The sequence below is a fragment of the Vibrio fortis genome, from assembly GCF_000695685.1.
Taxonomy (GTDB): Bacteria; Pseudomonadota; Gammaproteobacteria; order Enterobacterales; family Vibrionaceae; genus Vibrio; species Vibrio fortis_A.
In genome coordinates, this window is sequence record NZ_JFFR01000028.1 from 70244 (window position 1) to 85831 (window position 15588).

The 15588-nt window shown below is 45.9% G+C and carries 11 protein-coding genes; 5 read left to right on the plus strand and 6 right to left on the minus strand.

Going from position 1 to position 15588, the window contains the following annotated elements:
* Positions 1-8: 8 nt before the first annotated feature.
* Positions 9-2357 (minus strand): LPS assembly protein LptD, encoded by a 2349-nt coding sequence (gene lptD / locus VFDL14_RS03510; protein WP_032553040.1) that lies wholly within the window; start codon positions 2355-2357, stop codon positions 9-11.
* Positions 2358-2506: 149 nt separating this feature from the next.
* On the opposite strand from lptD, the gene djlA reads away from it, so the two are divergent.
* Positions 2507-3361, plus strand: coding sequence for a co-chaperone DjlA (gene djlA, locus VFDL14_RS03505; protein WP_032553042.1), 855 nt, complete (start codon positions 2507-2509; stop codon positions 3359-3361).
* Positions 3362-3414: 53 nt separating this feature from the next.
* The gene (locus VFDL14_RS03500) at positions 3415-3960 is read left to right on the plus strand and encodes a DUF924 family protein (RefSeq protein ID WP_032553044.1); all 546 of its coding nucleotides are present in this window, start codon (positions 3415-3417) and stop codon (positions 3958-3960) included.
* A gap of 75 nt (positions 3961-4035) precedes the next feature.
* Here VFDL14_RS03500 and VFDL14_RS03495 read toward each other — a convergent pair whose 3' ends face one another.
* The 5 genes from VFDL14_RS03495 to leuA form a co-directional block, all read right to left on the minus strand.
* On the minus strand, positions 4036-4818 hold the full coding sequence (locus VFDL14_RS03495) for a DUF547 domain-containing protein (protein WP_032553045.1): 783 nt from the start codon (positions 4816-4818) through the stop codon (positions 4036-4038).
* Between the two features lie 146 nt (positions 4819-4964).
* Positions 4965-5567, minus strand: a complete 603-nt coding sequence (gene leuD / locus VFDL14_RS03490; protein ID WP_032553047.1) for a 3-isopropylmalate dehydratase small subunit — start codon at positions 5565-5567, stop codon at positions 4965-4967.
* 15 nt (positions 5568-5582) lie between these two features.
* Positions 5583-6995 (minus strand): 3-isopropylmalate dehydratase large subunit, encoded by a 1413-nt coding sequence (gene leuC, locus VFDL14_RS03485; RefSeq protein ID WP_032553048.1) that lies wholly within the window; start codon positions 6993-6995, stop codon positions 5583-5585.
* Between the two features lie 99 nt (positions 6996-7094).
* Positions 7095-8186, minus strand: coding sequence for a 3-isopropylmalate dehydrogenase (leuB, locus tag VFDL14_RS03480; protein WP_032553050.1), 1092 nt, complete (start codon positions 8184-8186; stop codon positions 7095-7097).
* An 87-nt stretch (positions 8187-8273) separates the two neighbouring features.
* Positions 8274-9821: a 2-isopropylmalate synthase gene (gene leuA, locus VFDL14_RS03475; protein WP_032553051.1), complete on the minus strand. Its 1548-nt coding sequence runs from the start codon at positions 9819-9821 to the stop codon at positions 8274-8276.
* Between the two features lie 564 nt (positions 9822-10385).
* Between leuA and VFDL14_RS03470 the strand changes: the two genes are divergently transcribed.
* From VFDL14_RS03470 to VFDL14_RS03460, 3 genes are read left to right on the plus strand one after another with little or no spacing between them, the layout of a single operon-like run.
* On the plus strand, positions 10386-11036 hold the full coding sequence (locus VFDL14_RS03470; RefSeq protein ID WP_032553052.1) for a TetR/AcrR family transcriptional regulator: 651 nt from the start codon (positions 10386-10388) through the stop codon (positions 11034-11036).
* A gap of 5 nt (positions 11037-11041) precedes the next feature.
* Positions 11042-12367: an efflux RND transporter periplasmic adaptor subunit gene (locus tag VFDL14_RS03465; RefSeq protein WP_032553053.1), complete on the plus strand. Its 1326-nt coding sequence runs from the start codon at positions 11042-11044 to the stop codon at positions 12365-12367.
* On the plus strand, positions 12364-15471 hold the full coding sequence (locus VFDL14_RS03460; protein ID WP_032553054.1) for an efflux RND transporter permease subunit: 3108 nt from the start codon (positions 12364-12366) through the stop codon (positions 15469-15471). The genes VFDL14_RS03465 and VFDL14_RS03460 overlap by 4 nt, the downstream gene beginning before the upstream one ends.
* The last annotated feature ends 117 nt before the right edge of the window (positions 15472-15588 follow it).

Below are 15588 nucleotides of genomic sequence, written 5' to 3' on the forward strand. Positions count from 1 at the left end.
ACTCTAAATTAGTTATTTAAGAAGAATGGGCGGCCATACTCTAATGAGTTACCAGAGCTATCAAAGCCAGAGGTATTTGAGCCTGTGCCTGCTGCTGTACCAAAACCAACAATACCGAAGTTGATACTAAAGTTATTTTCATAAACAGGGTCTGAGTTTAGATCTGAGTAACCGCCACCTGACCAGCTTCTCAATTCGTTGCTGTAGGTGACACCTACGTACCAACAGTCATCTTTGTAACGCAGGTTAGCGAGCCACTCGATAGCAATGTTTTCATTCATATCGTGGTAGTACTGGGCGCTAGCGTACCATTTTGGAGAAAACTGATAGCCTGTCACTAAGCCTGCTTGAGAAATACCATCACGGGTGATCTCATCAATATTAGTGATGGTGTCGCCTACATTGTCTTCAATGTATTCACGGGTAACATAGCGATAGTTGGCTTGTACGAAGCCGTTCTCATCAATCCGGTATTCAACCGTGCTGTTAGCCAGTTGCATGTCGCCATCGTCGATGTCGTATTGAACGCCGCCATGGTAGAAGAGGTAGTCATCGTAGTTGAAATCGATCTCGACAGCCCATGATGAGTAGCTCGTTTGTCCCTCTTCATCAGATGAAGCGCCCGGGTTCTTGGTATTTCTATCGATGAAGAAAATCTGACCAAAAGAGATGTTGAGTCGTTCTTTGTATTCATCATCAAAGAAACGCGAAGACGCACCATAGCTTAGCTGGTTTGCTGCAGCGATACGGTCAACGCCACTATATTTACGGCTACGGAACAGGCCATAGTAGTCGGTTTGTAATAGAGTGGTATCGTATAAACCGATTTCGCTTTGATCTTGCTTAGGTACGTATAAATATTGAACCTGCGGCTCGAGAGTCTGAGTATATCCAGTCAGATAAGTCGTATCACGCTCAAGAATAATACCAGCATGAGTTCGAAACTCTGGGATCACTCGACTCGCTGTATCAGAAAGTTCTGGATTAGCCGCAAGGATAGTGCTGTCTAAATCTTGGTCATAGTAAGTACCGAGCAATCGGGCTTCCGTTGTCCAAGAACCCCAAGTGGTACTCAGTGGCACCTTAATTCCAGGTTCTACATGGACGCGAGTTGCAGACGGCTTGCTGTCTGAGTCTGTGTCAAAGCGCGAGATGTGACTGATCACATCCATCTCGACCGTATCCCAAATCAGAGGAGCGTAATAGTTGAATTTTAGCTGTGGCATTACGCGGTATGGTTGGTTCTCAGTTTCAGTTAAGACCTGAAAATCGCGTACAGCTAAAGATGCGTCCCAATTTAGTGCACGATAAGCGACTTCACCAGACTGCATTAATTGACCGTCTTCACGGTTACCTATACTAGAATCGACATCCGTAAAGTAATCAACATCACTTACCTTTGAGTAATCAACGTCAAACTTCCAAGCTTCTTTGTAGATACCATTAAACTCAAACTGGCCACCCCATCGACTGCCTTTCTCTTTGAATTTGCTATCGTTATCTAAATACTCAAATGTGACCGTACTCTGACCAAACTGGCTTAAATGGCGGAATTCATTATTTAGCTGAGTACCACGCTCAGACATGTATTTCGCTGTGGTTTGAAGGTCGTAATTCGGAGCAATGTTCCAGTAAAACGGGATTTCAGTTTCGAAACCATCGCTTGAGCCGTAAGAAAATGTTGGGTAAAGGAAACCGGTTTTACGACTCTCACCTACTGGAACCGTTAGGTATGGTAGGTAGAAAATGGGAACGTCTAATACTTCGAAGCGAGGGTTAATGAAGGTCGCACTCTCTTCGTCTTGGTCAAGCTCGATATTGGAAGCTTTTAGGCGCCAAGACTTGTCACCTGGAGGACAAGAGGTGATCGTACCATCTTCCAACTCGTAAACAGCTTTACCTGTGCGAGCAATGTATCTTGCATCACCACGGCCAGACTCACACAGCATCTGATACTGAGTATTTTCCAGCTCAAACTCATTGGTAGTGAGGTTGTTGGTCACTTTATCTGATGTGGCTTTGAACTGTCCGTCATTGAAAGTTACATTCCCCTCTGCGACAACAATATTCTCTTGCTGGTGTAAGGTAACCGTCTCGGCTTCAATGGTTTTGATGCCTTGAGTCACTTTTACAGACCCCGAGTAACTTGCTTTCTCACCGTTAACGGCTTCTAGGCGATCGGCCTCGACGTATGCCGGTGCATTAAGGTCTGAATCTTCAGATGATGCGATCAAACATTGATCTGTAGAGGGCATTTCCTGCACACTATCATCAATTGTTGTTTCAGCTTGAGTTGTCGGCACAAATAACGCAGAGCTGATCGATGCGGCTAACAAGGTGCGGGAGAAACATTGCATGAAGTTGAACTATCCTGTGTCACTAGAAGGAGGGTTGATCTAGTATCAATCCAATTAATAAAGCTTTGTCCTTATGATAAAGGAAATCTTAGCATTCAGCACCATAAGACAGCAGTACTCGAATAAAATTCATAGATAGAGAACACATAATGCAAATATTTGGCAAAATTTTGGGCGCTTTTTTTGGTTTCTTGTTTGGCGGACCTTTAGGCCTAATTTTTGGTCTATTTCTTGGTCATCAATTTGATAAAGCGCGCCGTTTGAATCAGTCAGGCTTTAACACTTCGGGGTTTGGTAGTGGGCCAAGTCAGGCTGAGAAGCAGCAAGAGTTCTTTAAAGCGGCATTCGCGGTTATGGGACATGTTGCTAAGGCGAAAGGTCAGGTGACACGTGAAGAGATCCAATTAGCATCCACAATGATGGAGCGTATGAATCTTCATGGTGAGCAGCGTATAGCCGCTCAGAATGCGTTCCGTGATGGTAAAGAGAGTGATTTCCCACTAAAAGAAACGTTGGAGCGCGTTAAGGTTTCATCGGGTGGCCGCTTTGATTTGCTGCAGTTTTTCCTTGAACTCCAAGTATCAGCAGCGTTTGCTGATGGCAGCTTGCACCCTAGTGAACGCCAAGTTTTACATAAGATAGCTCAAGGCCTTGGCTTTTCATCGGAGCAGCTAGAGCGCCGTCTACAAATGCAAGAAGCGGCTTTTCGTTTTCAACAGCAAGGTGGCAGCTTTGGCGGTGGCCACCATCAAGGACAGTCTTCCGGCTGGCAGCAGGCGACTCAACAAGATCAACTGGCGGATGCTTTTAAGGTACTCGGTGTGAGTGAGTCGGCAGATGGTAAAGCGGTGAAGAAAGCCTACCGTAAGTTAATGAATGAGCACCATCCAGACAAGCTTATGGCAAAGGGCTTACCACCAGAAATGATGAACGTTGCGAAAGAGAAATCTCAGGAAATTCAAAACGCTTACGATCTAATTAAGAAGGTCAAAGGCTTCAAATAATATCAGTAGAGTCGCTCATTACAGCGGCTCTTTTTTTGTTTAAAGGAATAGATATGACAGTTGGGTATCAAGATGTTTTGGCGTTCTGGTTTGACGAATTAAGCCCTCGAGATTGGTTCAATGGTGGCAAGGAAATCGATCAGCTGATAATAGAGCGCTTTGCTGAGCTACATTCTGCGGCAGTACAAGGCGAATTGTATACATGGCGTGAAAGCGCGTTAGGTCGTCTGGCAGAAATCATAGTGTTAGACCAGTTTTCAAGAAATATTGGTCGCGATACGCCACAAGCATTCTCCGCGGACCCAATGGCGTTAGTCCTAGCCCAAGAAGCGGTGGCTGGTGGTTACGATCACCAACTCAGCGAACAACAGAAAAGCTTTTTATACATGCCTTATATGCACAGTGAGTCGTTGATGATTCATGAGAAGGCGGTCGAGCTGTTTAGTCAAACTGGGTTGGAACATAACCTCGATTTTGAGTTTAAACATAAGGTGATCATTGAAAAGTTTGGTCGCTATCCACACCGTAATCAAGTGCTTGGACGCGTTTCAACAGAAGAAGAACTGGCATTTTTACAGCAACCAGACTCTAGTTTCTAACACGCCCTAATTATTCATAAAATCAAGAGTAAGCTGTGGGTGGCTTACTCTTGAACCTTATTGAGTGCAATCAAGTTACTTTGCTTGGTTGAGCGCCCAATCATACTCGTAATCGATGTTTTTCACGTTTGATAGCGGTTGAGTGCGATACTGATTGAGGTGTTCGACGAGTTGCTCCTGAGTACCAAAATCGGCGATAAACCAGTCATAAATTGAAGAGAGTTGTAATTTATTCTTTTGCACCAAAACCCCTTTGTCACTGTTCACAAACTCACGAGCAGCCTGTTCCAGTAGTGCTTCGGTGTTTTCAGCAGTGAAAGCTTGAGTTTGAAGGTTAGGGCAACCTAAGCTGGCACAGTTGACGGCGTAATGTGTTCTAGGGTCTTGCCAAATTGGGCGTAAAATTCGGTGCTCAATATCGTTCAGTGTCAGTGCTTTACTATTAATGGTAACGACTTCGTCTCCCCACGGACCAAAACTAAACAAACCGCCGAGTTTGGTGATCGATTTGACTGGATAAGCATCTAAGATTAGCTCCACAGTGATCGCATTGTAGAGATTTACCCAGTAGGCATATTGCTCCGCTTGAGAGAATTGTCGAGGGTCAGTGTTGGCGAGTTGTTCAATATACTGCTTCAGCTGTGAGCGATCATTAGAGCTAACGGCTTGGTAGCGGATGAGATGGTTTTGTCCGTCGATAACAATATAGTTATCAAGAAACTGCTGCCAAGTAGCGTGAGAAATGGTGCCACTGTTTGACTCATTACTTTGATCCCAATATGACCATAGGTCTGATTTTGGCGCTGAAAAAGTCAATGAAGAAAAGAGTAGGCTAATAACTAGAAGTAGGTTTTTCATAAATGTTCTCCCTAATGACATCTATAAGACCTTGGCTATCCATACTTTCTTTCAACTTTTGTTAGCTTAAAGCCTAGGCATAAAAAAAGGCTGACCTAAGCCAACCTTTTGAGTGTTATCAGCAGATTCTAGCTTGCGTTAAGGTGTTACTTTAGAAAGCTAGGGATGTTTGCTTCATACGCAGAAATTTTCTCTTCGTGCTGTAGCGTTAAACCAATGTTATCTAAGCCATTTAGCAGACAATGACGACGGAATTCGTCAATCTCAAAAGAGTACTCTTTGCCGTTAGCACGAACCACGTTTGCTTCCAGGTCTACTTCAACTTCAGCACCTTCATTCGCTTCAACGAACTGGAAGATTTCATCGACTTCTTGCTCAGTTAGGCGTACTGGCACCATCTGGTTATTGATGGAGTTACCATAGAAAATGTCGGCAAAGCTCGGTGCGATCATCGCTTTGATACCGTAATCCGCTAGTGCCCAAGGCGCGTGTTCACGTGATGAACCACAACCGAAGTTTTCACGAGCCAACAAAATAGAAGCGCCTTGGTAACGTGGTGCGTTCATTACAAACTCTGGGTTTGGTTGCTGACCAGCGTCATCTAGGAAACGCCAGTCATGGAAAAGGTGTTTACCAAAGCCCAAGCGAGATACTTTTTGTAGGAACTGCTTTGGAATGATGGCATCGGTATCAACGTTCGCAGCATCTAGAGGAACGACTAAACCAGTGTGTTGTTTGAAACCTGACATGTTAAATCCTCTAAATTAAAGTTCACGAATATCGACGAAGTGGCCAGCGATCGCAGCAGCAGCGGCCATTGCCGGGCTAACTAAGTGTGTACGACCATCACGGCCTTGGCGACCTTCGAAGTTACGGTTAGACGTTGATGCACAACGCTCTTGAGGACCTAAGCGGTCATTGTTCATTGCAAGACACATTGAACAACCAGGTAGACGCCATTCAAAGCCAGCTTCTTTAAAGATTACATCCAGCCCTTCAGCTTCAGCTTGCGCTTTAACTTGTTCAGACCCAGGAACGATCAAAGCCTGTACATGAGATGCGACTTTGCGACCTTTCGCTACAGCTGCTGCAGCGCGCATGTCTTCGATGCGAGAGTTAGTACAAGAACCCACGAATACTTTATCTACGTTGTAGTCAGATAGAGACTTGCCTGCTTCTAAGCCCATGTAAGCCAATGCTTTTTCAGCCGATGCTTTTTCAACAGGGTCAGAGAAGCTGTCTGGCGATGGGATAGGAGTATCAACCGAGATAACCTGGCCTGGGTTAGTACCCCAAGTCACTTGCGGTTTGATATCTGCAGCATTTAGTGTAACAACCGCATCAAACTCTGCGTCGTCATCGGTTTTCAGTGTGTTCCAGTACTCAACAGCCGCGTCAAAATCATCACCTTGTGGCGAGAATTTACGGCCCTTGATGTATTCGTATGTGGTTTCGTCAGGAGCGATAAGACCCGCTTTGGCACCTAGTTCGATAGCCATGTTACAAACCGTCATACGACCTTCCATCGTAAGATCGGTAATGGCTTCACCACAGAACTCAACAACATAGCCTGTACCGCCAGCAGCCGTTGTTTCACCGATGATCGCCAATACGATATCTTTAGCGGTAATGCCTGGAGCGACTTTGCCTTTTACTTCGATTTTCATGGTCTTAGCGCGCGCTTGTTTTAGCGTTTGAGTTGCTAGCACGTGCTCTACTTCTGAAGTACCGATACCAAAGGCTAGTGAACCAAATGCGCCGTGTGTCGCTGTGTGCGAGTCACCACAAACGATGGTCATACCCGGTAGCGTAATACCAAGTTCAGGACCCATTACGTGCACAATACCTTGGTATTTGTGGTTCAAATCGTAAAGTGTAACGCCAAACTCTTCACAGTTTTTCGATAGAGTTTCCATCTGGATACGAGCCATCTCACCTGATGCATTGATGTCTTTGGTTTGAGTCGAAACGTTGTGATCCATAGTCGCGAAAGTCTTACCAACTTGGCGAACTTTACGTCCCTTTTCACGAAGGCCATCAAAGGCTTGCGGTGATGTTACTTCGTGTACTAGGTGGCGATCGATGTATAGGATTGGGTTTTCACCCTCAGCTGCAACGGCAACGTGCGCGTCGTAGACTTTTTCGTATAAGGTTTTGGCTTGCTGGTTTGTAGACATAGCTTGTTCTTCCTTGGGAGCATTAATCCCAGTACTTATTTCAGCTCACCGCTTTGCAGTCAGTGAGCCGATATTGTTCTTATAGAGTGTTACGTGATCTTAAGCTTCTAGAATGTACTGTGCGATCTTATCGCCCATCTCTGAAGTGGTTAGTGCTGGTTTGTCGCCAGCAAGATCAGCGGTTAGTTCACCTGCAGATAGTGCTTTTGAAACTGCCGTCTCAATCGCTTGTGCTGCCTCTTCTTCACCTAAGCTGTAACGCAGCATTAATGCCGCAGACAGGATTTGAGCGACTGGGTTTGCGATGTTTTTGCCTGCGATGTCAGGTGCACTGCCGCCTGCTGGCTCGTATAGACCAAAGTTACTCTCGTTTAAGCTAGCAGAAGGCAGCATACCCATAGAGCCAGTGATCATTGCGCACTCATCTGAGATGATGTCACCAAAGATGTTCGAACAAAGCATCACGTCAAATTGAGACGGGTCTTTGATAAGCTGCATCGTCGCGTTATCAATGTACATGTGGTTTAGTGTTACGTCTGGGTAATCTTTTGCTACTTCTTCTACAACTTCACGCCACAAGATAGAGCTTTGTAGAACGTTCGCTTTGTCAATTGAGTAGACATTCTTGTTACGGAGACGAGCAGATTCAAAAGCGATTTTAGCGATACGTTCAATCTCGTAGCGGTGGTAAACCTCAGTATCGAATGCTTTTTCATTTGCGCCTTCGCCTTCACGACCTTTTGGTTGACCGAAGTAAATACCACCCGTTAATTCACGAACAACGACGATGTCGAAGCCGCGATCAGAGATGTCTGCACGAAGTGGTGAGAATGACTCTAGACCTTTGTGGATCTGTGCTGGGCGTAGGTTACAGAACAGTTGGAAGTGCTTACGTAGAGGAAGTAGGGCACCACGCTCTGGTTGGTCGTTTGGTGGAAGGTGTTCCCACTTAGGGCCACCGACAGAGCCGAACAATACAGCGTCAGACTCTTCACACCCTTTAACTGTTGACTCCGGTAGTGGGCAACTGTGGTTATCGATCGCGATACCGCCGACATCATACTCTTCACGTGCAAAGCTAATTGCATGTTTCTTTTCAATAGCGTCTAACACTTTATGTGCTTGTTGCATTACTTCTGGGCCGATGCCATCGCCAGGTAGTACGGCAATTTTGTATGATTTGTCAGTCATGTTAATCCTTTAATTTCTTCGTGCTTGGAGGAGCGTTAATTTGTTTCCTAGCTCTCCTATATTAAGAGAGCCAGAGAGTGATTCTGTTTATACGGTTTCGATTCGTTGCTGTTTCATTTCAGCAATCGTGTCTGCACGTTGAATGCTATTGATAACATGCAGTAGCGCTTGGCCAGATGCTTCTACGATATCGGTTGAAACGCCGGTACCGTGGTATTTGCGACCTTTGTAGTTAGCGATGATGTCGGCTTGACCCAAGCCATCTTCACCTTCACCTTTTGCCGTTAGGTCGAACTTGTCTAGTACGATTTCGTAGCCAGTCAAACGGTAGATACATTGGTATAGCGCATCAACAGGGCCATTACCGACTGCCGCTTCACACTTCTCTTCATCACCACATTGCAGCTTGATGCTGGTGGTCGACATAACACTGCCAGATTGAACACTTAGGTAGTTCAACTTGTAGAAGTCATCTTCGTCGCGAAGGTTTGCGAAGTGCATCAAAGCTTCTAAGTCGTAATCGAATACTTGGCCCTTGCGGTCTGCTAGCTTCAAGAAATCTTCGTACAATGAATCTAGGTTGTACTCGTTTTCTTGGTAACCCATCGCATCCATGTGGCTCTTAACGGCTGCACGGCCACTGCGGCTGGTTAGGTTTAGCGCTTTATCTTTAAGACCAATCGACTCTGGAGTCATGATCTCATAGGTATTTTTGTTCTTAAGCATGCCGTCTTGGTGGATACCTGAAGAGTGGCTAAAGGCGTTCGCACCGACAATGGCTTTGTTGTCTTGGATTGGCATGTGGCATAGCTGGCTCACTAGTTTACTGGTGCGGTGGATCTCTTCATGTTTAAGACCTGTATGAACACCTAGTAACTCTTGGCGTGTCTTGATGATCATTGCGATCTCTTCAAGAGAACAGTTACCCGCACGCTCACCAATACCATTGATAGTACCTTCGACCTGACGAGCACCCGCTTGAACCGCAGCAATAGAGTTTGCGACTGACATACCTAGATCATCGTGACAGTGAACAGAGATGATTGCTTTGTCGATGTTTGGTACACGGTTGAACAATGTTTGGATAATGCCACCGAACTCATTTGGCACTGTGTAGCCCACTGTGTCTGGAATGTTGATGGTTTTCGCGCCTGCATCAATCGCGGCTTCTACCATGCGACATAGGTTGTCAATTGGCGTACGACCTGCATCTTCACAAGAGAATTCAACATCATCAGTGTAGTTACGAGCGTGTTTTACCGCTTTAACACCCATCTCAACCACGTCGTCGTAGCTGCGACGAAGTTTGTCTTGCACGTGAACTGTAGAAGTTGAGATAAAGGTATGAATACGAAATGCTTCAGCAACTTTTAAAGCCTCCGCAGCTGCATCAATATCTTTGGCAACGGCACGAGAAAGGGCACAAATACGGCTGTTTTTGATGTTCTTTGCGATGGTTTGCACTGATTCAAAATCACCCGGAGATGAAACTGGGAAACCAGCCTCGATAACGTCCACACCGAGTCTTTCAAGTGCATAAGCAATTTGTAACTTCTCTTTTACTGTCAGGCTTGCAGCTAGTGCCTGCTCGCCGTCTCGTAAAGTCGTATCAAAAATTATCACTTGATCGTTCATGGGTGCTTCCTTATATCGATATCGTATCGATTGCTATCCAAAATATTATTGAGAATGATGTTCTTTTAATGAGCTTAGTTACAAAAAAACCCGCTTAGCGCGGGTTTTAATATTTGTGCAGTTCTTGACCCACAACTTACCCACGCGATTGGTTCACGATAAGGAGAAGTTTCAGCAGTCGAGAAAAAGAAAACGTCATGGCACAAATATCCGTAAATAAACTGTTAACACCATATTTACCGTAATTTATTCTGAGCGTCAAACGTGAAAATCCAATATCGGCGTGCATTGTGAGCTTTTTCATTTTGTTTGTGCTGTTTTTTGTTTGCTTATTGGTGTTTTGTTTTGCTTATTTGCTTTCGGGTTGCGCGGTTAGTTTATCGTTTGCATGATGTTTAGGTTATAACTTTGTACTAAATCTTTTTTACCGAGTGAATGACGGGAAAATAATTCAGGCTCAAATTTAATTAATCACTTGATTAAATAGTGAGTAATTATTCTTCACCACCTGTTGGAATATCACCCTATAATTAATCGTGTGATTAATTATAGGGTGACTATAGAGTGGGACGAAAAGTTGGACGACCGCAGAAGAATCGAGAGGTTCGGCAACTCTTGATTGAACATGCCCGGGATCTGTTTGTCGTGCAGCCTTATGACAAGGTATCAACTCGGCTCGTCGCTGAGAGGGCTGGTGTGAACATTGCGATGATTCGCTACTACTTTGGCAATAAGGCGGGTCTGTTTGAAGCAATGTTGCGTGAGACTCTGCGGCCAATGCAACTGCAGATGCAAAAGCTCATTGATGAGAGTAACCACGATAACTTTCTCGATCTTATGCGCACCTACTATAAAGAGATGGCTAAGGTACCAAAGTTCCCTCGCTTAGTGACTCAGGTGATGAATATGCCCCCCTCAGAGGTTCAGCGAGAGCTGCTTGAGAAGGTGTTTATTGATATCGCTAAACCTGCCCAAGATGTGATATTTGAGAAGCTGATTGACCATGGTGTGCTGAGAAAAGATATGGATCCTAAGTTATGTCGGATTTCGTATATCAGCTTAATGGTATTTCCTTTTATCGCACCACCACCACTGCTGGCGCTGCATGGCATTGAGTTAAATGAAGACTTTCTTAACCGTCTGATTGAACACAATATTCAACTAATGAGTGAGGGCTTTGTAAATCCAACAAGCTCCTCAAAACTTCAGGACTAAACAGAATGAAAATAGGGAAAAAGTGGCTGTTCTTTCCAGCATTAGCGATAGGTATTGTCGGCTTAGTTGTGGCGATTAACTTCAAGCCAGACCTTCCAACCAAACCTGCTGGCGATCGAGCCCGCTTGGTAGAGGTGCAAGAACTAGAGCTTCAGTCTATGGCTCCTTTAGCGATTGGTTTTGGCAAAGTGGTGCCTAAAGTTGAGTGGAAAGCGATCGCGGAAGTTACAGGTAAGATCGTCTATCGTCACCCTGAATTAGAGAAGGGAAAAGTGATCCCTGCTGGTACCGAGGTGCTCAAGATTGATCCTCTCGACTATGAACTCAAATTGACGCAAGCTCAGGCCGACCTTAAATCTTCTCAAACCTCTTTGGCTAAGTTGAATCAAGAAGAGCAGAACCTAAACCAAACATTAAAGATCGAGAAAAACCGTTTGGTGATCAGTAATAAAGAGCTTAAGCGTAAACAAGATCTTCGCAAGAAAGGTTTAACCTCTCAGTCTGATGTCGATCTGCAAGAGCAGAGTGCGCTTTCGCAGCGCAAACTGGTACTCGATATAGAGAACCAAATCGCGTTAATGCCAGACGAGAAGAGAGTCGCTGAGGCGGTGATCAAAGTGAATGTTTCTAAGGTAAGGGAAGCAGAGCGATCTTTGGAAAAAACCACCATTACTCTGCCAAAAGCAATGCGTATCGCTCAGGTTGATATAGAGACCAACCAAGTGGTCAATCTTCAACAAACCATGTTCATTGCTCACGGTATTGATGTGATGGAGGTCGAAGCGCAGCTTTCAATTCACGATATGCAGACATTGGCTTCGAGCTTAGGTGAATTCACCCGTGATGAGTCTGGTATTCCTAATACCGACACCTCAGAAATCTCCGCCACTATTGAACTTAATAGCGGTAACTTGAATGCTGCGTGGCCTGCGCGGGTGGCACGTATCAGTGAAACCGTTGATGAAAACCAAGCAACAGCGGGTGTGATATTAGAAATTAAGCAAGACTACGCACAACTTGAGCCAAGTAGTCTGCCACCTTTAGTAAACGGCATGTTCGTTAAAGCCCTGATTGAAGGTGCATCTAACCTTGCTTGGGTTGTACCAGAGCGAGCACTGCATGGCGATACCCTTTACTTAATGGATAGCGAGCAGCGCTTAAGTATGGTTCAGGTGGAAGTTCTGTATCGCCGTGATAATCAGGTCGTGGTTCGTGGAGATCTCAAACAGGGTGACAAGCTGATCCTCAATGATGTACTTCCCGCTATAGAGGGAATGCTACTGAGAGAGACCGGTGATGACTCGACCTCGATGCAGGAGAGCGATTCATGATTAAGTTTTTCTCTCGACACCCAACAGCAGCCAATCTGCTCATGTTGGGGTTGTTGGTGCTGGGTTTGAGCTCGCTCTCCAACATTAAGCGAGAAACCTTTCCTGAGTACGATCCTCCATACATCATGGCGGGCATTGTTTACCCTGGCGCTTCACCACAAGAGGTGGAGGAGAGCTTATGTATTCGTATGGAAGACGCCGTTGATGGTTTGGCGAATATCGAAGAAACCCAGTGTGAAGCCATTGAAGGTAGTGCGCGACTGATCCTCAAGCTCAATGAGAAAGCGGATATTGGCCGTATGCTGGTGGACGTACAGACTCAGATTGATTCGATTAACGACTTCCCTTCAGAGATTGAATCCCCAGTTGTTCAAGAGCTTGATTGGAATGAGCCCGTGGTTGATGTGGCAATCACTGCAGATACTACATGGCCCGAACTCAAAGCCTATGCTGAGCAGTTAAAGCGTACCATGAAGCTCGACTATGATGTCTCGCTGGTAGAAGTCAGTGGCTTTTCTGATCATCAATATCGTGTTGAGCTGGATACCCAAGCAATTCGTCAATTGGGGTTAACGGTTAATGACATCGCAGAGCAGATTGGGCGTCAGAACGTTAAGCTGCCAAGTGGTAATGTTGAAACACCTGACAAGAACTTTCTGATCCGTTTTGATGAGCGTCGAGTGACTCCACTAGAACTCGAAAGCATCGTGGTTGGCTCGGCGCCTAACGGTTCTGTGATTCGCTTGCGAGACATTGCAGTCATCACAGACCGATTTGAACTGGATGAGCAAAAGGTACTGTTTGATGGAAAGCCATCGGCTCTGCTTAAAGTTAGTAAGAACAAAGAAGATGATGCGCTGCGTATCAAAGAGCGCGTGACTCAATTTGTAGAAGACCAAAGTGCGATAGCTCCTGATGGCGTAACGCTGCAAATGACCAATGACCTCTCTTCTGTATTGTGGGACCGTCTGACTATGATGGTGCGTAACGGTTGGCAAGGGATCGTGTTGGTGTTTGCGACGATGTGGTTGTTCTTCAGTTTACGTTACTCATTCTGGGTTGCCGCAGGCCTGCCGGTTGCCTTTCTAGGTGGCCTGTTCTTGATGGCGAACCTTGGGTTATCTATCAACATCATGTCGCTTGTTGGTTTGTTGATGGCCATCGGTATCATGATGGATGACGCCATCGTGATCGCTGAATCGATAGCCTCACATCTCGATCGGGGGCAGAAGGTCGATGATGCTGTCTACAACGGGGTGAAAAAAGTTCTGCCTGGCGTGCTCTCCTCGTTCTTAACGACTGTGTGTATTTTTGGCAGTCTGTTGTTCTTAGACGGTGAGATGGGGGCGGTGCTTAAAGCGGTACCTCAAGTCTTGATCTTAGTACTCTCGTTGAGCTTGATTGAAGCCTTCTTGATTCTGCCCAACCACCTATCGCACTCGCTGCATAAAGAGAAACAAGAGAAACCGGCGCTACGCTTTAAAGTTGTGCTATTGGAAAAATTTGAAAACTTCCGTAATACCACTTTGATGAGCATGGTGGAGCGCGTTGTCTCGTTTCGATATGCCTTTATGGGAGGCGTAGTGAGTTTGCTGCTCCTTGCTATCGCTTTGATTGCAGGTGGTATCGTTAAATTCCAGCCTTTCCCTGAATTGGATGGCGACATTGCTGAGGCTCGCGTGATTTTGCCGCCGGGTGCATCGCTAGCGCAAACTGAACGAGTCGTGGAGCATATAGTCTCTTCTGCTGAGCGTTTGAACGTGCAATGGAGTGATGAAGTTGAGGGTGGTAACACCTTAGTTGAGCACATTACCAGTCAGTTTAATGCCAATGCGGATGCCAATGAATCAGGTCCACATTTAGCGACGGTGCGTTTGGACTTGCGTGGAGCTGAGAGCAGAAACACGGTCATCGATGACTTTATTGATGCTTGGCGTGATGACGTGGGTGAATTGGCCGATCCGATTTCTCTGGTGTTCAAGCAGCCGACGGTGGGACCGGGTGGGCGAGCGATTGAAATTCGAGCCAAACATGATGATCTGCAAGCGCTGAAAGCGGCTTCGATTGATATCCAAGAGTATTTGAACCAGTTTGATGGTGTGCATGGCGTGCTTGATGACATGCGAATGGGTAAAGAGGAGATCTTAGTTAAGCTAAGACCGGGGGCGGAGACATACAACGTCAACGGACAGATGATCGCGTCTCAACTGCGTGCTGCGTTCTTTGGTCAAACTGCGGATGAGATTCAGGTGGGTGTTGAGAACATCTCAATCGAAGTGCGTTTGGACAAGCAGCAAGCGGGCGATGTACAGCAGCTGGCTAACTTCCCAATCATTACCTCAGACGGTAGCCAGATTCCTCTAGCGACATTAGCGACGCTCGATTTTCAGCGAAACTATGTGCGAATCCAGCGTATTGATGGCCTGCGCACCATCAGTATCTTCGGTGATGTGAACAATAAAAAAGCCAGCTCGTCGGCCATCTTGGCGCAGTTCCAGCGCGATGAAGCGCCTAAGTTGCTAAAGAAATACCCTGGACTGCGTTTTGATTTTGAGGGTGAGGCGAAAGATGCGGCGAAGACTGGTGCCTCTATGGGTAAGGGCTTCTTACTGGGTTTGTTTGGCGTCTTTACCATATTGAGTTATCAGTTCCGCAGTTACCTAGAACCTTTCGTGGTGATGCTGGCGATACCTTTAGCCTTTATCGGTGTTGTGGTCGGGCACTGGCTGTTGGGGCACTCCCTGAGTATGCCGAGTATGATGGGCTTTGTTTCATTAGCTGGGATCGTGGTTAACGACTCGATACTCTTGGTGCAATACATCCGGCACCATGTGGATGAGGGAGATAGCGTGCATGACTCTGTAGTGAAAGCGAGTCGTGAACGTTTCCGTGCCGTGTTCTTAACTTCGATGACTACTGCGGCAGGTCTGTTGCCACTACTCACTGAAACCAGCTTGCAGGCTCAGGTCATACAGCCGCTAGTGATCTCGATTGTGTTTGGTATCTTCGCTTCGACATTACTTGTGTTGTTTATGATCCCTGCAGCCTACGCGATTTTGGCTGATTTTGGATTGGTTAAGAAGCATGAGCCCCTCACTGTTTAGTTAGTAGGGCGTGAACATCAAAAGCGGCGTTTGAGCCGCTTTTCTTTTGCCTACAATTCACTGCAATGATGAATCAGCATCTGGATGAAATGTTCATTTTTTATCCGCAAAATCGTC